Annotated in this window: 14 protein-coding genes; 10 read left to right on the top strand and 4 right to left on the bottom strand. The window is 57.9% G+C overall.

Annotation, left to right across the window (positions count from 1 at the left end):
* Positions 1-29: 29 nt before the first annotated feature.
* Positions 30-359, bottom strand: a complete 330-nt coding sequence (gene rnpA / locus C1717_RS10115) for a ribonuclease P protein component (protein WP_102373020.1) — start codon at positions 357-359, stop codon at positions 30-32.
* Positions 360-377: 18 nt separating this feature from the next.
* Positions 378-512, bottom strand: a complete 135-nt coding sequence (rpmH, locus tag C1717_RS10120) for a 50S ribosomal protein L34 (protein WP_019127408.1) — start codon at positions 510-512, stop codon at positions 378-380.
* A 357-nt stretch (positions 513-869) separates the two neighbouring features.
* Between rpmH and C1717_RS10125 the strand changes: the two genes are divergently transcribed.
* The 7 genes from C1717_RS10125 (at position 870) to gyrA (ending at position 11,744) form a co-directional block, all read left to right on the top strand.
* Entirely contained in the window at positions 870-2,099 is a 1,230-nt protein-coding gene (locus C1717_RS10125) for an ATP-binding protein (protein ID WP_102373021.1), read from the top strand.
* A 27-nt stretch (positions 2,100-2,126) separates the two neighbouring features.
* Positions 2,127-3,773 carry a DnaA ATPase domain-containing protein gene (locus C1717_RS10130; RefSeq protein WP_102373022.1) on the top strand — a complete coding sequence of 549 codons (1,647 nt, stop codon included), beginning with the start codon at positions 2,127-2,129 and terminating at the stop codon, positions 3,771-3,773.
* A 247-nt stretch (positions 3,774-4,020) separates the two neighbouring features.
* Positions 4,021-5,124 (top strand): DNA polymerase III subunit beta, encoded by a 1,104-nt coding sequence (gene dnaN / locus C1717_RS10135; RefSeq protein WP_102373023.1) that lies wholly within the window; start codon positions 4,021-4,023, stop codon positions 5,122-5,124.
* 27 nt (positions 5,125-5,151) lie between these two features.
* Complete coding sequence (gene recF, locus C1717_RS10140) at positions 5,152-6,285, top strand: DNA replication/repair protein RecF (RefSeq protein ID WP_102373024.1); 1,134 nt, start codon at positions 5,152-5,154, stop codon at positions 6,283-6,285.
* Positions 6,286-6,319: 34 nt separating this feature from the next.
* A complete protein-coding gene (locus C1717_RS10145) occupies positions 6,320-6,826 on the top strand; it encodes a DciA family protein (protein ID WP_245859670.1) in 507 nt (168 codons plus the stop codon).
* A 117-nt stretch (positions 6,827-6,943) separates the two neighbouring features.
* Positions 6,944-8,968 carry a DNA topoisomerase (ATP-hydrolyzing) subunit B gene (gene gyrB / locus C1717_RS10150; RefSeq protein WP_102373026.1) on the top strand — a complete coding sequence of 675 codons (2,025 nt, stop codon included), beginning with the start codon at positions 6,944-6,946 and terminating at the stop codon, positions 8,966-8,968.
* A 31-nt stretch (positions 8,969-8,999) separates the two neighbouring features.
* On the top strand, positions 9,000-11,744 hold the full coding sequence (gyrA, locus tag C1717_RS10155; protein ID WP_102373137.1) for a DNA gyrase subunit A: 2,745 nt from the start codon (positions 9,000-9,002) through the stop codon (positions 11,742-11,744).
* 116 nt (positions 11,745-11,860) lie between these two features.
* Here the strand turns inward: gyrA and C1717_RS10160 are convergent, their stop codons facing one another.
* Positions 11,861-12,376, bottom strand: coding sequence for a bifunctional nuclease family protein (locus tag C1717_RS10160; RefSeq protein ID WP_102373027.1), 516 nt, complete (start codon positions 12,374-12,376; stop codon positions 11,861-11,863).
* 249 nt (positions 12,377-12,625) lie between these two features.
* On the opposite strand from C1717_RS10160, the gene C1717_RS10165 reads away from it, so the two are divergent.
* Both C1717_RS10165 and C1717_RS10170 read left to right on the top strand, forming a co-directional pair.
* Positions 12,626-14,419, top strand: a complete 1,794-nt coding sequence (locus C1717_RS10165) for an ABC transporter ATP-binding protein (protein ID WP_180965928.1) — start codon at positions 12,626-12,628, stop codon at positions 14,417-14,419.
* A gap of 20 nt (positions 14,420-14,439) precedes the next feature.
* Complete coding sequence (locus C1717_RS10170; RefSeq protein WP_102373029.1) at positions 14,440-15,441, top strand: hypothetical protein; 1,002 nt, start codon at positions 14,440-14,442, stop codon at positions 15,439-15,441.
* On the opposite strand, the gene C1717_RS10175 is transcribed toward C1717_RS10170, so the two are convergent.
* On the bottom strand, positions 15,438-16,331 hold the full coding sequence (locus C1717_RS10175) for a pyridoxamine kinase (RefSeq protein WP_219722317.1): 894 nt from the start codon (positions 16,329-16,331) through the stop codon (positions 15,438-15,440). The genes C1717_RS10170 and C1717_RS10175 overlap by 4 nt on opposite strands.
* Positions 16,332-16,636: 305 nt before the next feature.
* Between C1717_RS10175 and carA the strand changes: the two genes are divergently transcribed.
* A complete protein-coding gene (gene carA, locus C1717_RS10180; protein WP_102373030.1) occupies positions 16,637-18,058 on the top strand; it encodes a glutamine-hydrolyzing carbamoyl-phosphate synthase small subunit in 1,422 nt (473 codons plus the stop codon).
* Positions 18,059-18,093: the final 35 nt, after the last annotated feature.

An 18,093-nucleotide genomic window follows, 5' to 3' on the forward strand; every position in this document is an offset into this window, starting at 1 on the left:
CAGCTGCTCTCCGCAATAAACCTACCAACCTAACCATCGAGACCCGCTTTTCTGCATAGGCCAATCAGGGCTTCATGCATCTCAAAAGGGGATGCGGACCGCGTCGCTGGAGTAGCAAATAGGATTAGGTCTTTCCCGGCAACAGGAAGGGAACAGGAACGCGCAGCCTCCCTTAAGACTCGCTTGGACCTGTTGCGCACAACGGCATTCCCGAGCCGCTTAGGTGCAGCGAAGGCGACCCGACCCGGATCGCCTTCGCTCTCTGCATCACTTATTACCAAGCGGATTAGGGAATGGTTGTAGCGTTTCCCTTGCGTGAAGACACGCTCGAAATCCGACCGGGATTTAAGGGTTTTCATGCGCGGGGCACAGAAATCCTAGACGGTAAGGCGCTTGCGGCCCTTGGCGCGACGGCGAGCGAGAACGGCACGGCCGCCCTTGGTGGCCATACGAGCACGGAAGCCGTGGGTCTTAGCGCGCTTGCGCTTGTTAGGCTGGTACGTACGCTTCATGATGACTATCCTCCTGGTGCGTTTTAGGGATACACATTAGGCACTTGAGCTTCAAGATTGTATGGAACAAGGTGCGTTGATGTCAATAAAGAGCTGCAAGGAATCACAAGTTCCCACCGTATTTTTCCCGCATTTTCAAGTGGGCGCTGGGCAAATCAGATTCTTTTCACCTCGTTTCATTATTCTTTCCACAGGTTATTCCTGATTGTTGATTACTTTTCAGTTCCTTTCTTCAGTTTTCAACACGATTTGAAAACATGTGGAAAGTTTCACTTCTTTCAAGGTGCGTTACTATTTTCATACTGGCGCTATAAGTACTTCCGGATAGGTTCCGGGAATCCTGCGAAACGGACGACCATGGCAGACGACTTTTATCCCTTCGTGGACTCGGGTGATCCCGCCCCAGACAATCGTCATATCACAGGTGCTTCCGACCCGAATGAAGCCCAATCCCAGCAGGTACGCGAGTCATCTGCACGATCCACTGTCTACGCGACCAGAATCGCGGTCTATGACGACATGCTCTCAACACCTCGGGTGGTAGTGGTGCAACCAAATGATCCTCGCTCATACCTAGAGGAGATAACGAACACCGTATACCGCTGCATGAAGGAGCTCGGAGGCTCCATCTCCTTGATGGTCATCAGAGAACTCGTCGAAAACTTCATCCACGCCAATTTCACCGAGCCCATCGTATCGATTCTCGATGGTGGAAACACGGTTAGGTTTGCGGATCAAGGACCGGGTATCGAGGACAAGGAGCGGGCCTTCGAATTCGGGGTCACGTCTGCCAACCGTTCGATGAAGCGCTACATCAGGGGAACGGGAGCAGGCCTCCCCATGGTCCAGCAATATCTCGAAAACGCAGGTGGAGCCGTATCCATAGAAGATAACCTCGGCACCGGGACCGTGGTAACCGTAACCGTGGATGCGGCGCGGGTGCGCGAGATCGAGGCACATAGCGCGCGGGGTGCGGCGGTGCGGGGAACGTCATTTACCTCCGAGCACGATAGCGCCAGCATGGGAGTTGCAGCAAACGGCGCGCAGCCGCCGTCGATTTCCCCCGCCGCAACCGGGCAAATGGGCCAGCCTTACGGTGCGGCCTACGGATATCCACAGCAGGCGACACCGGGAGCGCCGTTCGGGCAACAGATGCCCTTTCCGTATCCCCAACACCCATGGCCGAACCCTTACACGCAGCCGACAGACAGCTTCGCCATGTTTGGCGGACAAGGGGGTTACGCACCTTTCCAGCAGGCATATGGACAAAGTTATCCACAACAGAACCATGAGTTTTCCACATTTCAACAGCACCAGCAACAACCAGCGGGAACGCGGCAGCAAGGTGCCGTAGCAAAAGTGTCGAACCATGGGCCCTATGTGGATGAACGTGGCATGCTTGCCCTAGATTATCTGGAAAAACACGGCTCTGGAGGACCAGGGGAGCTAGCTAGCGAGTTTGGCAACTCGGTCCCCACGTGGTCCCGCGTGCTTGGTAAACTTGGTGAACACGATTTCGTCGTTAAGCATGGGCGAAGATATATGCTCACAGAACTCGGTAGCTCCTGGTTGGAGAACAACCGTTAGCGGTAGAGATGAGGGAAAGACACCAGGATGGATACAGAAGCCAAGATCATCCTCGACGACACCATCTCGTTCTGCAAACGTGACGGCAGGGACGCCCGCCTTATCAACATGCTCGCACAGTCGGCTCCGGTGGAGCTAACCGAAGAGTCCCTCACTATCGAGGCTCCATCGAGATTCGCCTATTCCTATCTCATGAAACAGCGGGAGGTTATCGAACGCTACCTCGAGGACATCGCATTTTGCCCCCTCTCGCTCATCGTGACCGTGGACCAAGGGTTGACCGGCCGGGTAGAGGCGGAGCAGAGCACTTACGTTTCCCGTGAAACCACCACCCAGGATGCAGGCGGAAGCGCACCTGCGGAGCCTTTGCGTAAAACGCCGATCCCCGCGGTCATCATACCGAGCAAACACGATGACGAAGACGACAAGGGTAAGGTCAAGGTACGAAACACCATTACGCTCGACGACTTCCAAAAACTCACTGGGCTCATGCAGCGCGAGGAAGCCGGTTCAGCGCAGGCTGAGGAGAGCTCCAGGGAAGAGGGGCGCAGTAAGCCGCAAGCGGTGGGGATACACTCGAAGTTCACGTTCGAGAATTTTGTATACGGCGACGAGAACAAGCACGCTTACATGTCGGCAGTGCGCTTCGCAGCGCTCGCCGATGAACCGGGCAGTTGCACGTCGCTGTTCATCTACGGCAAATCAGGACTCGGTAAAACCCATCTTCTGCTTGCGATCACAAACTATCTCAACGAGCACAGTCCCCACCTACGCGTGAAATACGCGAATTCCCAGACATATGTCGAGGACTACATCACCGAGCTATCAGTCCAAAAACATAAAGCGGGGGTGATCTTGCGCGACTACCATGATGCGGATGTTCTGATCATCGACGACATCCAAAACATCATCGGGAAAAGCCAAAGCATCGAGAACTTCTTCACCCTCATGGATGAGTTCATCAGGAACAACAAGAAGGTGGCGATCGCCTCCGACCGAGCGCCAAAGAATCTCGGTATGGATGAACGCCTAACCAGCAGATTCAATGCGGGAATGCTGTGCCTTGTGTCCGAACCGGGCTTCGAGATGAAGTACATGATTCTGAAGCGCTATTACGAGAACACGATTCTGCATGGATCTGACGCCCTCGCCGGAACGGAAGCCGGATCGCTCCTAACTTCGCTAAACGTTGGAGGCGGAAAGCTCACCGACGCGCAGCTCAAGCACATGGCAGATGTATCCGGGACCAACATCCGAGAACTTGAAAGCTTCTGCGAACGATGTGCCGGTGTCTCCTACGAACGAGAGCAGGCAGGGTCCGAGCTGACCGGTGAGGATATCGACCGCATCGCAAACGAATACTTCGATACCGCTCACAAGAAGATCCACATCGATACCGTGCAAGCGGTGGTGGAGAAATACTTCCATGTGAGCCATGAGGACCTCATCGGGCCGAGGAGGCCGGCGAACATCGCGCTTGCTCGTCACGTTGCCGTGTACCTTGCAATGGATATGTGCGAGATGACAGCGGTCGCGGTAGGCGAGGAGTTCGGAGGGCGCGATCATTCAACGGTTCTCAACTCCATTAAAGTGATTGAGAAGAAAGCGAAGGAAGATCGGAATCTGTGCGAGGACCTTCAACAGCTTCGGAACAAGATCCGCCTAAGTTCCTAGCAGCGGGGATACGAAGTGTTGGCAACTTGTGCAGAAGGTGGGGAAGCGTCGCGGAAAAGGGGAGAGTTCAAGAGGGAAACTTACGAGCAAGCCGGGTTCTTCCAAAAAGCTTACCGGTTCCCAACAAGGATGTGTCGAGAATAATACCGTAAACAACCTGCGTTTTTATTAGTAATCGACACAGTTAACGCCCTTATTATTATGATTGAATATCTATATATCTATTAAAAATAAGAAAGGAAGCGCAATGAACTTCGTCGTCAGTCAAGATTCGCTCGCCGACGCCCTCTCCATCGTCTCCAAAGGTGTCGCAAGCGCTTCCACGCTCCCTATCCTCTCGGGAGTGCTCATCAAAGCGCAAGACGGTGTGCTCGAATTCCAGACTTCCAACTTCACTATCAACATTCGCCACCGCATCGCCGCGCGCGTAGACGAGCCCGGCGAGGTGGTGTTGCCGTGCAAGATGCTCACCAACATCGCAAAGACGCTACCTGATGCCGCCGTGCGCTTCGAGACCTCCGAGCGGCAAGTTACGATCACGTGCGAGAAAAGCCTATTTCGGCTGAATGCCCTCGATCCGGCGGACTTCCCGGATTTCCCCGCCTATGCGATCGAAGCCTCGGTCGAGCTGCCCGTTGGTGTCCTTTCGGATATGGTTTCCCGCGTTTGGCGCGTCACGTCGAGCGACAAAGCCCGCCCAATCCTCGGCGGCATCCACATGAGGGTGGAAAATAACACCATCCGCCTGGTAGCTACCGACTCGTATCGCTTGGCTGTGTGTGACACGCAGGTCGAGACTTCGACGTTGGAGGGCAGCTTCGAGCTCAACATTCCCGCCTCCGCCATGAACGATGGACTCTCCATCATGTCTGAATCCCCTTCGATCGTTATCGGTGCGACCGATAGCCAGGTTGTGTTCGAGTCCGGCAACACCTGCTATGTATCGCGCCGCCTCGAAGGCGTCTATCCCAACTACCGCCAGCTGCTTCCCGATTCCTGCATCACGACGGTGAAGATCTCCTCCGATGCCCTCGCCGCTGCATTGAAGCGCGTTGCCGTAGTGGCCACCAACAGCCCGACGGTCAAATTCGACATCGATACCGAAGCCGGCACGCTGAGTCTTTCGGCGTTGTCCACGGACCAGGATGCGGCGACCGAAGTCATCGATGTCGAGGCGGAAGGCGAGAGCGGGGCAATTGCATTCAACTACCACTATATCTCCGACTGCCTGAACGTCCTTGGCCGCGGCAAGGAAGTGGTGCTCGAGCTCAAGAGCTATTCTGGTGCCGGTGTGTTCAAGTCGTATGACAAGGTCAACTACCTCTACCTCGTCATGCCGATGCGCCTCTAGCGCGACATTTCGGTACGGGTTCGCGCGATGAGCATATTCGCTCGCGATCTCGAGGTCGTGGACTATCGGAACTTCCCTGCCTACGCGCTTGCTCTCGGTCCGGGTTTGACCGTGCTGGTAGGACATAACGCGGCGGGGAAGACCAACTTGGTCGAAGCGCTCCAGCTCCTCACCTCGGGACGGTCGTTCAGAAAACCGTCACCTGCCGAGCTGGTTCGAGAGGGCGCGGAGAGTTGTCGTCTCAACCTCAAGCTTGAAGGCGATGGTCGTGTCATCGATCTCGGTTGTTCGGTGGAAGGCGGCAAGCGCTCGTTTTCACGGAACGGCAAGCGATGCCGCGCCGCTGGCGTCAGGGGCGTGGTTCCTTCGGTGCTGTTCTGCCCCGATGATCTTGACATGGTGAAACGCGGCGCCCGTGTGAGGCGGGAGGCGCTGGATTCCTTTGGCATTCAGCTGAATGAAAACTACGCGCAGCTGCTTAGCTCTTATGAAAGAACCCTTGAGCAGCGGAATGCCCTGCTCAAAGAGCGGTACTGCACGCCGACGCTTCTTGAGACCTGGAATGAGTCCCTAGCCGTCACCGGAGCTGCGCTCACGGTGCACCGTATCGCGCTTCTTGCCCGCATCCGCGAGCACTTGGTGGAAACGTACGAAGGGATCACGACCAAGGAGACGATTTCGGTCTCGTACCTTCCATCATGGAGTCAGGGCTGCGTCCCGATAGCGGCGATCGGCTCCGCTCCCGCCGACGATGAGCGGCGCGCCGCGATCGATACGATCAGCTCACGTCTGATGGATGCCTATTCCTCACGCGAAGATGAAGAGATCCGCCGCGGCATGACCCTCACCGGTCCGCATCGTGATGAGGTCGTCTTCGAGGTCAACGGCCGATCTGCCCGCTCCTTCGCGTCTCAGGGACAGCAACGCTCCATCGTTCTCGCGTGGAAGATGGCGGAGGTCGAGGTCACGCGGGATATATTGGGACGCCCGCCGCTTCTGCTTCTCGATGACGTCATGAGCGAGCTTGATGCAATGCGTCGCGACGCGTTCCTAAGCTGTGTGGGACATGATGTGCAGACGGTGATCACTACGACGAATCTTGGATACTTCAACGAGCACGCGCTCCATGCGGCGAAGGTGGTGAGCATGGGTGAGTCGTAAGTCCGATAGATTGCGGTCCCGCCGCACGATGTCCATGGGCGAATACCTCACGGGTGTTCGAAGCGAGATATTGGAGAACGCGACGTCCGACGAGATTGAACGCTACCGGGCAGCCGAGCGATCTCGGGACGTGTATCGAGCGTGGAACAGCGTTTGCGGCGGTACCCGCGAGGGCGAGCACGTGACGGGTCTCAGATATCTTCCGGACTCAAACAAGTTGCTCGTATATACAGATGATGCCGTGTGGACCCAGGAGCTCATGATGCTTCGCGAGATAATCCGCGCACGTATGGAGCGCGAGGGCGCGGGTATCGATGGCTTCATCTTCAAGACATCGAGGAAGGGATATGCCCCGCGCACGAGTTCGCGCCGCATGGAACCTCCGACGCCACCTGTCGCGCCGAATCGCAGGGTCCTCACACCCGAAGAGGAGGGCGCCCTTGAGAGGGAGGTGCGCCCGATCGAAGATGAGCGGTTGAGGGAATCCCTCAAAAAAGCCATGAAGGCAAGCCTTGAGTGGAAAAAGGGTCAGGAGCGCTGAAAAGTGCCTTATAGGCAATCTGATGGCCTTGTAGAGCTATAGGTTGAAGCAAGAGAGTCTTCCCAAATCAGCTATCATTGGTAAGGTTGTGTGCCTGGATTTTTGCAAAGGAGAAACGTGGCGAAAACGAACGACTACGGCGCAGCAGACATCAAGATCCTTGAGGGTCTCGAAGCTGTACGCAAGCGCCCCGGCATGTATATCGGGTCCACGAGCTCAAGCGGCTTGCATCACCTGGTGTGGGAGATCGTTGATAACTCCGTTGACGAGGCTATGGCGGGATTTTGCACCAAGATCGAGGTGACGGTCCATGCGGACAATTCCATCACCGTTGTCGACAACGGTCGTGGCATCCCCGTGGCAAAGCATCCGGTGAAGAAGATTCCCACCCTCGAGGTGGTCATGACCGTTCTCCATGCAGGCGGCAAGTTCGACAACAACGCCTACAAGGTGTCCGGCGGCCTTCATGGCGTGGGCGTATCGGTTGTGAACGCCCTCTCCAAGAAGATGGACGTTCAGGTTAAACGCGACGGCAAGATCTACGAGATGCAGTTCAGCCGCGGTAAGACCACGATGAAGATGAAGGAAATCGGTACCGCGAAGAGCACCGGAACCACAACGACCTTCTGGCCCGATGACGAGATCTTCGAGACGACGGTCTATGATTACGACATCCTCCGCAACCGCTTGCAGGAGACCGCGTTCTTGAACCGCAACCTCAAGATCGTCCTTAAAGACGAGCGCGAACTCATGCCTCGCGTTGATGAGTTCTGCTACGAGGGCGGCATCATCGACTTCGTAAAGTTCCTGAACGAGGGTAAAGAAATCGCAGATGGCCTCAAGCGCCCGATCTACCTTTCCGGTAAGAGCGAGCCCGATGCCCCCACCGACAAGATCGGCGAGGTCGAGGTTGCGATGCAGTGGAATACCTCCTTCTCGGGCAACGTGATGAGTTTCGCAAACGACATCTACACCCCTGATGGCGGTATGCACCTCGAGGGCTTCCGTGCGGCGCTTACCACGGTCATCAACGATTACGCGCGCAAGCAGAACATGCTGAAGGAGAAGGATTCCAACTTCACGGGTGACGACGTGCGCGAGGGTCTTGCCGCGGTCATCTCGGTCAAGCTTGCCGATCCGCAATTCGAGGGTCAGACCAAGGCCAAGCTCGGCAGCTCATTCATGCGCACGCTCGTTCGAAAGGTGGTTTCCGAGGGGCTTTCCGAGTATCTCGAGGAACATCCCAAAGCGGCGCGCGAGATCGTGAAAAAGGCCCAACAGGCTTCGAAGGCCCGCACCGCGGCATCTAAGGCGCGCGAGGCGACGCGCCGTAAAAGTTTGCTCGAGACCGCGTCGCTACCCGGTAAGCTCGCCGACTGCTCGGTGCGCGATGCCGAGATGACCGAGCTCTTCATCGTCGAGGGCGACTCGGCAGGAGGCTCGGCTAAGGATGGACGTCGCCGCGACATCCAGGCGATCCTCCCCTTGCGCGGAAAGATCCTGAACGTCGAGCGCGTGGGCGACCACCGCGCGTTCAGCTCGGATACCATCCAGTCGCTCATCACGGCAATCGGTACGGGTGTGACCAGCGGCAGCGGCGAGGGCGGCGACTTCGATATCACGAAGGCTCGCTATCACAAGATCATCATCATGACCGACGCTGACGTCGACGGCGCGCATATCCGCATCCTGCTCCTCACGTTCTTCTATAAGTACATGAGGCCGCTTATCGATGCGGGGTACGTCTATGTCGCCTGCCCGCCCATCTTTGGCGTGAAGGTGCGCAACAAGATCCACTACGTCTATCCCAATGGTCGGCAGCCCGAGGAGGAGATTCTCCGCGAGACCATTCAGTCGCTCGGCCTCAACCCTGACGACGCGGATGATGAAGCGGCCTCCGGCAAGATGACCAAGAAACGCCGCGGATACACCGTCCAGCGCTATAAGGGTCTCGGAGAGATGGATCCCAAGCAGCTCGCCTCCACCACCATGGATCCCAAGACGCGCATCCTCCAGCGCGTGTCCATCGAGGACGCCGCCATGGCGGATCGAGCCGTGCGCGAGCTCATGGGCAATCAGGTTGAGTATCGCCGCGAGTATATCGAGAAGCATGCGCACGACGCCCGCTTCCTGGATGCATAAGAAGGAGTAGTACGTGGCAGACGATAACGAGATGAACAGCAACCCTTCGGGAAGCGAGGGCCTGCCTGAAGATTTGAGGCGTCTCCTCGCCCGTGCCGAGGCCGATGACGAGGGCGCCGACGTCTACGTCGAAGGCGAGGGCGACGAAGAGGAAGGCGAGGGTGACGAGGAGCTCGAGGAGAGCTTCGGCACCGTAGACCGCGGCGAGTCCATCGGCGAGGATGTGAGTGGGGGACAGCTCCAAATCAGTGAGTTCGGGCATGAGATGCGCCAGAGCTTCATCGAGTACTCGATGTCGGTCATTACCGCCCGCGCCCTGCCGGACGTTCGTGACGGTCTCAAGCCGGTGCACCGCCGCATCCTCTACGCGATGAATGAGTCGGGCATCTACCCCAACCGGCCCCACAAGAAGTCGGCTTGGACGGTCGGCGAGGTTATCGGCAAGTACCATCCGCATGGCGATAGCGCGGTTTACGACACCATGGTGCGCCTTGCACAATGGTTCAGCATGCGCACGCCGCTTATCGATGGCCATGGTAACTTCGGTAACATCGACGGCGACTCGGCTGCAGCCATGCGCTATACCGAGAGCCGTCTCGCCCGTCCAGCCATGGAGCTCCTCCGCGATTTGCAGAAGGATACCGTCGACTGGCAGCCGAACTACGACGAGTCTCTCGCCGAGCCCCAAGTGCTGCCGGCTCGCTTCCCCAATCTGCTGGTAAACGGTTCATCGGGCATTGCGGTCGGAATGGCGACGAATATTCCGCCTCATAACCTGAACGAGGCAATCGAGGCAACGTGCCATCTCATCGACAATCCCGATGCGACCGTCGATGAGCTCATGCAGATCATGCCCGGACCCGACTTCCCCACCGGGGCGGTCATCATGGGTTCCGACGGCATTCGTCAGGCGTATGAGACCGGCCGCGGCTCCATCACCGTGCGCGCGAAAGCTCATGTCGAGTCTACGAAGACCGGCCGGAACCGCCTGGTCTTCACCGAGATCCCCTATCAGGTGAACAAAGGCACGCTGCAAGAGAAGATCGCCCAGCTCGTTAACGAGAAACGCATCGAGGGCATCTCTGACATGCGCGATGAGTCCACGAGCAAGGGCATCCGTCTCGTCATCGAGCTCAAGAAGGGCGTCATCCCGCAGGTCGTCCTCAACAACCTGTATAAGTTCACCTCCCTGCAAACTACCTTCGGCGTGAACAACCTCGCGCTCGTGGGAGGCGTGCCCAAGTGCCTTTCGCTTCCCGAGATGCTGCGCTGCTACATCGACCATCAGGTCGATGTGGTGACCCGCCGCACGCGCTACGACCTCAAGAAGGCTCAAGCCCGCGCCCACATTCTTGAGGGCTACCTCATGGCTCTCGATCATATCGACGAGGTCATCCAGATCATCCGCTCCTCGCAGACCGATTCTGAGGCATCGCAACGCCTCATCGATCGTTTCGGTTTCACACCCGAGCAGACCAATGCCATCCTGGAGATGCGCCTGCGCCGGCTTACCGGCCTCGAGCGAGACAAGATCGAGGAGGAGCTCGAAGGTCTTCGCCGCGCTATCGCCTATTACGAGGATCTGCTTGCCCATGAGGAGAAGATCCTCGGGGTCATCAAGGAGGAGATGCGCGAGATCGCGAAGAAGTATGGTGACAAGCGCCGTACCGAAATCAGCCAAGCGGAAAAGGATCTCGATGTTGAGGATCTGATCGCTGACGAGGATATGGTCGTTACCATTACGCATACGGGCTACGTGAAGCGCATTCCGGTGGCAGCCTACCGCGCCCAGAGACGCGGCGGAAAGGGCGTCTCGGGCGTCAACCTTAAGGAAGACGATGTCATCTCCGAGATGTTCATCGCGTCCACTCACGAGTATGTGCTCTTCTTCTCCAACCGCGGTAAGGTGTATCGCCTGAAGGTGCACGAGCTCCCGATTGGCACGCGCCAGGCGCGCGGCACCGCCATCGTCAACCTGCTCCCCTTCGAGGACGGCGAGAAGATCGCGAGCGTGATCTCCTGTCGTGAGTTCCCCGACGATGAGTACCTGCTGTTCGCCACGAAGAGCGGTATGGTCAAGAAGACGGTTATGAGCGCCTACGACCGCAGCCGCCGGGATGGTATCATCGCCATCAATCTCAAGGCTGGTGATTCCCTGCTCGATGTGCGACGTGTTCGCGAGGGCGATAAGGTGATCATGGCCACCACCGCCGGCAAGGCAATCGTTTTCGAGGAAGACCAGGTGCGCGCCACCGGCCGCGATACCTCCGGTGTGCGTGGCATCACCGTCAAGGACGGGGCATCGGTGCTTGGCATGGAAATCTCGAACGGTAAGGGCGATCTGTTCGTCATCACCGAACTTGGCTATGGCAAGCGCACTCCGGTTGAAGACTACCCGTGCCAGAACCGTGGTGGACAGGGCGTGTACACGATCCAGATGACCTCTCGCAAGGGTCAGCTTGCCGCCATGAAGACGGTGGGCCCGCAGCATGAGCTCTTCATCATCACCGAGGGCGCAACGGTTATCCGTGTCAAGAGCACGGATATCTCCAAGACCGGGCGCGCCACGCAGGGCGTGAAGATCCTCTCGGTTGCCGACGGCGACCGCGTGACCGCCGTCGCCCGTATGACGAGCGCAAAGAAGAAGCCTAAGGCACAGCAGCCGCCTGAGAATCAGGGAGTGCTCAACCTCGGCGAAGTCGAACCCTCCGTCGATGACGACCGTGTTGATATCGGCGCTGCCGACGAGGCGCTTGAGGACCTGATGGACGAGTAGCCGGTGCTGCGCAGCATGATGGTGCAGTAAAGAAATGGCCCGGGAAATCCGGGCCATTTTCGTTTAGGGGAGTGTCTCGTCGCTCGAGTAGGGGGCGTCGACGCCGTACCGGCTCGCTAGAAATCATCCGGTGAGAGCGTCTGCACGAACCGGTCGAAGCGTTCGACTTCTTCATCGCTTCCGGTCTGCTCCGTGCGATAAGAAACCGTACCCGCGCGATTCATCACATCATCCTCGACGTAGATGGGGGTGTTGCATCGCACGGCGAGGGCGATGGCATCGCTTGGGCGAGCATCGAGTGCGACTTCGTGCACCGCATCGTCCTCATCGCGGCGTACGAGGACGATTTTGGAGTAGAACACGGGTGCATCGACGCGACTGATCTCGATGCGCTCGATGTGCGTGCCGAGTGCTTGCAGTGCATCGACGAACAAGTCGTGGGTGATGGGCCGTGCGTTGGTTGAACCGTCGATACCGCGGCTGATGGCCGCAGCCTCAAACGAGCCGGTCTGAATGGAGAGCGTCCGCAGAGGCGCCTCGCTGCCATCGGCTCGGGAGCGCTCGCGAAGGACAATGACGGAGGGAACGGGACCGGAGGCCATGATGATGGTCTCGATGTCAACGCGGATCATTATGGCACCTCCTTGGTGTGCAAGCTGGTCGTGGAGCTGCCCGCTCTAGAGTACGGGCTCCTACCTCGTAAGAACGGTATGTAATAGTACCCAAAATAAGAGTCTTATGCCGTGGGATGCCCTGTTTTTCATACGTGCTAGACTGAGAAGCTCTGATGGAGACCGGAAGGTGAGATAATGAAGGCAAGAAACGTCCAGGAAGCAGGGAGCACGGCGGAGGGTGGCATCACTTCTCGGCGGGGTGGATCCATGCTCGGCAGGTTTCTCGCCTATTACGGCCCTCAAAAGCACCTCTTCATCGCCGACACCCTCTGCGCCCTTATCATCGCGGGAATCGATCTCGCTTTTCCCGTGATCCTGCGCAATCTCACGGGAGGCCTGTTCACCGAGGGCTCGGCGAGCATTCTCGCCTCCCTCGGCATGGTGGCTGCGGGGCTTGTTGCGATGTACCTCGTGCGCTGCGCGTGCCGCTATTTCGTTTCCGCCCAAGGTCATATCATGGGCGCGCGTATGGAGTCTGCTATGCGCCAGGACCTCTTCGACCAGTACGAAAGGTTCAGCTTCAGCTACTTCGATCGGGTTAACTCCGGTGACATGATGAGCCGCGTGGTCAACGACCTTTTCGATATCTGCGAAGCCGCGCACCATGTTCCCGAATGGATCATCATTTGCGGAGTGGAAATCATAGGAGCATTCGTCATCCTGTTCACGATATCGCCCGCGCTTGCCGGGGCCATGTGCGCGGTCACGCTCTTCTTTGTTGCGGTCATGGTTCGCCAGAACATGCGTATGCGCGAGGTCTTCGCCGATAACCGACGCAAGATCTCCGAGGTCAATTCGCAGTTGCAGGATTCGCTGGCAGGTATGCGCGTGGTGAAGTCCTTTGCGAATGAGGAGACCGAGCGTCGAAAGTTCAGGCGCTCCAACGCCCACTACCTCGCTTCTAAGGAAGACCAGTACCATGCGATGGGAGCGTATCAAGCGACGAGTGCACTCATGACCGGCGCGCTCTTCACCATCATCGTGGTGCTCGGCGGCGCGCTTGTCGCCCAAGGCAGGATGAGCGCCGTCGACATGGCGACCTTCGCCCTGTATATCAGCCTGTTCACCACGCCCATCGAGACGCTTGTGAACTCCACGGAGAACATCCAGAAGGCCATAGCGGGATTCAAGCGCATGGACGAGGTCATCCTGACCCTGCCCGATATCGAAGATGCTCCTGACGCCAAGCCTCTTCAGGTAAACGCCGGCTCAATCGAGTACCGTGATGTGTGCTTCTCCTACGATGATGAGGAGCTTGGATCAGGCCGAGCTGGGCGTCCGGTAATCGACCATTTGAATCTCACGATCAACCCCGGCGAGACCATCGCGCTCGTGGGCCCCTCGGGTGGTGGCAAGACCACCACCTGCTCGCTGCTCCCGCGCTTCTATGACGTGCAGGAAGGGTCGATCACCATCGACGGGCAGGATGTTCGTTCGGTGACGCAGGAGAGCTTGCGTCAAGCTATTGGCTTGGTTCAGCAGGATGTCTACCTCTTCGATGGAACCATTCGTGAGAACATCGCCTATGGTCGCCCGGGGGCAACCATGGAAGAGATCGCCCTTGCAGCCCGTGAAGCCAACATCGACGCATTCATCGAGAGCCTTCCCGATGGGTACGACACGGTGGTGGGGGAGCGTGGCAGCCGCCTTTCGGGCGGGCAGAAGCAGCGCATCGCCATAGCTCGCGTATTCCTCAAGAACCCTGCCATCCTCATCTTGGACGAGGCGACTTCAGCCCTCGATAACGAGAGCGAGGAGGCGGTTCAGGAATCGCTCGAGCGCCTGGCGCGCGATCGCACGACCATCATCATCGCCCATCGTCTTTCCACCATCAAAAATGCCGACGAGATCGCAACCGTGGAGCGTGGCAGAGTTGTGGAACGCGGTACACATGAGCAGCTTCTCGCCCAGAATGGTACGTATGCTCGGTACTATCGAATGCAGTTCGAGGGTACCCGGGAAGCCATCGTGGCGCCTGCCCGGGATTGCTCCCTCGCCTAGCATCCTCGATAAGGAACGCTATGCGCAAACACGACAAGCTCACATCGGATGAAGTGGCCGAGCTGTTCTCGGAGATCGATGCTTCCGGCCTCGTGGACCCGGTGCGCGTCCGCGACCGCGAGAAGCGCATCGGTGCTTGGCGCGCCGCGCGCCATGCGGGCGATAGGGAAGCGCTTGAGCGCCTGGATGAGGAAGACCGCCGTTCGCGTGTGGGTAGGACCATCGACCCGCTATCTGATGACGATCCATCCGGCTCCAAGGTGGGTAGCACCATCTCGCGCTTTGGTATCGTGCTCATCGTGGGCGTCATCGTTTTGGTGGTGGGCATGCAGATCGGCTACGGCATCATGCGCCGCTTGAACACCGCCAACCTCTCCGAATCCGTGAATGTCGATACGGTGCGCCGCGCCCTCGAGGGCGGTGTCGAGTGGGGAAACGGCTTCACGCAGTTCCCCGAGGAATACACGATCGTCGAGGCGGATGAGCGCACGGGCGTGGTCGAGGTCGATGTGGTATCGACCTCTTCGTCGAACGAGCTCGAGCTGTTTTCGAACAGCCAGCTCGAATCATCTGCTCTCGCAACGAATGCGCTGCTGAACGACAATATCAACCGTGTGGTCTATAACGTTGCCGCTCGAGTCGATGAGAATGGCGACATCGTGGGGGACACGTGGTTTTCCATGGGCAATGAGACCGTTGCCACGCGCGACATGTTCTCCTTCATCTGGACGAAGAGCCGCTCAGGGGAATCGAGCAACATCGGCTGGGAGCTGCGCATCGTCGGCATGGATGAGCAGGTTGCGCAGCGCATCCAGGAACAGGTGAACTCCGTTTCGTCGATCATCGAGACTCCCGGTGCAGACCAGACCGATATCGACGCGCAGGAGCGCGAGCTTCAAATGGAACGCGACTTGATGGGGAGCGAGACCTACCGGGGTGGGGAACCCGATAGGTCGCTCGCTGATGTACTCGAAGGAAGCGCTCCCGAGGAGCAGGAATCATTCGATCAGGGTGTCGATTAGGATAACAGGGCCGTGACGTCGCCGAGGACGGGTTCGAAGCTCACGCCACGGACCTCATAATCAGGTTGCTCGCAGGTGATGGTCATGGCATCGCGCACAAGCTTACCGGCAAAGGAGACGGCATCGTTTAGGTTGCGCCCGGTGTAGATCGCGGCGGTGAGCCCGCTTGCGAAGAGATCGCCGGTGCCGTGCAGCATATAGGGGAGCAGCTCAGCCGATATCTCCGTAACCGCGCCTTCGTTGAGGTCCGCGGTAGCGAGGTAGTTCCTGATGATCTGCTCGCCTTGATGGACGATGCCCTTGATGACCACTGACTTGGCGCCCATGGAGAACAATGCATCGACGTTCTTCTGAATGAACGCCACATCGACATCCTGTCCCTCGTAGGGTATTCCGGTCAGGATGGAAGCCTCGGTGAGGTTGGGAGTGAGGATGTCGGCACCATCCACGAGCCCCTTCATGGCCTCGCACATCTCATCGGTATAGGTTGGGTACTTTGAGCCGCCATCCCCCATGACCGGGTCGACGATTCGCAGCGCATCGGGGTATTCGCGATAGAGGCGTTGAATGATCGCGACCTGCTCTGCAGACCCCAGGAACCCGGAATAGATGCCATCGAGGTCGATGCCTTCCTTCTGCCAGGCATCGAGGTACTGCTCCAGCATCTCGGTGGTGTCATGCATGTAGAACACGGGGAATTTGGTATGAGCCGAGAACAGGGCCGTGGGTACGGGACAGACGTCAACGCCTGCAGCCGACAGGACGGGGATGGCGATGCCGAGCGAGCATTTTCCGTAGCCGCACATGTCGTGAACAGCGGCGACGCGGGGGATGTAAGCCCCCTTGCGGGTATAGAGGGGCGGCATGGCGGTGCTGATTTGGTTGGACATGGATTCCTTCTTTCATCCGCGGACTTATGGACCAGCGTACATCGATCAAGCATAGTACGACTCAATGCCCGCATCGTCGGGAAACCCGATGCAACATCCCTCCGTCACAGAGGGCGACAGAATGCGGGGAAGGAGGAATGGGATTATCCAATCGGATAAAGCGATTACTATTCCCGATATGAATATTGAAAAACGATATATGTAATAAACAGAATAATCTCGCCGTGTTAGTTACGATAACGTCTATAATGCCGTAAGCCTATAAGCCTTTAAACCCGGTCCCGAGAGTCCGGAAAGGAGAAGTCATGGCATCTTTGCAACCATGTGGGATGGCTGACGCCTCGGAGCCCGTTGCTCCGCTCGCTCGCCGTATGGTCGAGAGTACCAGCAAGAGAACGTATATCCCTGCGATTTTGATGCTCGCCGACGGTCATCTGTTCAAGGGCCGGGCAGTGGGTGCGTTGGGAACCGCGGTCGGAGAGGTTTGTTTCAACACCGCCCTTGAAGGATACTTCGAAGTTCTGACCGACCCCTCGTATGCCGGGCAGATCGTAACGATGACCTATCCGCAGATAGGAAATTACGGTCTCGTGTCCGCCGATGCCCAAGGGCCTGCATCCCAGAACGTGGATACGGCACAGCCAGCGCTCAGGGGCATGGTCGTTCGCGACCTGTGCACCACGCCTTCCAACTGGAGGTCTGCCGAGGACCTCTCTTCCTATCTAAAGCGAAACGGGGTCATTGCGATCGAGGGCATCGATACGCGTTCCCTTGTTCGCGTTCTGAGGGATGGTGGCGCGCAGAAGGGCATCATCACGACCGAGGTCTTCGACGTCTCCGAATTGCAGGAACGCCTCGAATGCTCCCCGGATTTGGTGGGAAGCAATCTCGTTGCAACGGTAAGTTGCGAAGAAACCTATACCTATGAGCCTGAAAACCTACCCGATGATCATGACTTCGCCCGCACGACGCGCAAAGACGCTCCTACCTATCGTGTGGTTGCCTATGACTGCGGAATCAAGCGGGGCATTCTGGAGGGATTGGCTCGCGTCGGATGTTCTGTCGAGGTTGTAGCCTGGGATACTCCGGCTTCCAAGGTGCTCTCCCGTCATCCCGATGGCGTGTTTCTCTCAAATGGTCCGGGCGACCCCGATGCCGTAGGGGAGACATATCATGCTGTTCGTGAGCTATTAGGCAAGGTGCCGGTCTTTGGTATCTGCCTTGGGCATCAGATGATCTCCCTCGCGGCGGGTGCGCATATGGTGAAGCTTCCGTTCGGTCATCATGGAGGTAACCATCCGGTGATGAACCTCCTTACCCGCCGGGTGGAGATAACGGCCCAAAACCACGGCTTCAACCTAGACTTTTCCAGTCTCGGTCCACTTGTGCCCGAGCTGTCGGGTGGGATCGATCGTCATCCATCTGCCGATTTGCGCTGGTGGGTTGAGCGCGGTGTGGCCCCGGTGGTCGAAAATCAGCGCTATGGAAAGATTCGGCTCACCCACGTGAATCTCAACGATGGTACCGCCGAGGGCATGCAATTCATCGACATCCCAGCGTTTTCCGTTCAGTATCACCCTGAGGCGGCTCCCGGTCCCACGGATGCCGGATACCTCTTCCAGGCGTTCGCGCGCCTCATGGACGGCCATGCCGACTATCTGGATATCGACATAGCCTCCAGCCGCCTTGCGGATTGGAACTGCCGAACGATCCCAGTCGAAGCGTAGGCTTCTTCAACAGGTTTTCCGCCAGACAACGTTAC

This window comes from Enorma phocaeensis, from assembly GCF_900186505.1.
Taxonomy (GTDB): Bacteria; Actinomycetota; Coriobacteriia; order Coriobacteriales; family Coriobacteriaceae; genus Enorma; species Enorma phocaeensis.

What these genes read in the sequence shown, in the direction of transcription:
- rnpA (WP_102373020.1), bottom strand. Translation starts at nt 359, where the DNA reads ATGAAAACCCTTAAATCCCGGTCGGATTTCGAGCGTGTCTTCACGCAA.
- rpmH (WP_019127408.1), bottom strand. Translation starts at nt 512, where the DNA reads ATGAAGCGTACGTACCAGCCTAACAAGCGCAAGCGCGCTAAGACCCAC.
- C1717_RS10125 (WP_102373021.1), top strand. Translation starts at nt 870, where the DNA reads ATGGCAGACGACTTTTATCCCTTCGTGGACTCGGGTGATCCCGCCCCA.
- C1717_RS10130 (WP_102373022.1), top strand. Translation starts at nt 2,127, where the DNA reads ATGGATACAGAAGCCAAGATCATCCTCGACGACACCATCTCGTTCTGC.
- dnaN (WP_102373023.1), top strand. Translation starts at nt 4,021, where the DNA reads ATGAACTTCGTCGTCAGTCAAGATTCGCTCGCCGACGCCCTCTCCATC.
- recF (WP_102373024.1), top strand. Translation starts at nt 5,152, where the DNA reads ATGAGCATATTCGCTCGCGATCTCGAGGTCGTGGACTATCGGAACTTC.
- C1717_RS10145 (WP_245859670.1), top strand. Translation starts at nt 6,320, where the DNA reads ATGGGCGAATACCTCACGGGTGTTCGAAGCGAGATATTGGAGAACGCG.
- gyrA (WP_102373137.1), top strand. Translation starts at nt 9,000, where the DNA reads ATGAACAGCAACCCTTCGGGAAGCGAGGGCCTGCCTGAAGATTTGAGG.
- C1717_RS10160 (WP_102373027.1), bottom strand. Translation starts at nt 12,376, where the DNA reads ATGATCCGCGTTGACATCGAGACCATCATCATGGCCTCCGGTCCCGTT.
- C1717_RS10165 (WP_180965928.1), top strand. Translation starts at nt 12,626, where the DNA reads ATGCTCGGCAGGTTTCTCGCCTATTACGGCCCTCAAAAGCACCTCTTC.
- C1717_RS10170 (WP_102373029.1), top strand. Translation starts at nt 14,440, where the DNA reads ATGCGCAAACACGACAAGCTCACATCGGATGAAGTGGCCGAGCTGTTC.
- C1717_RS10175 (WP_219722317.1), bottom strand. Translation starts at nt 16,331, where the DNA reads ATGTCCAACCAAATCAGCACCGCCATGCCGCCCCTCTATACCCGCAAG.
- carA (WP_102373030.1), top strand. Translation starts at nt 16,637, where the DNA reads ATGGCATCTTTGCAACCATGTGGGATGGCTGACGCCTCGGAGCCCGTT.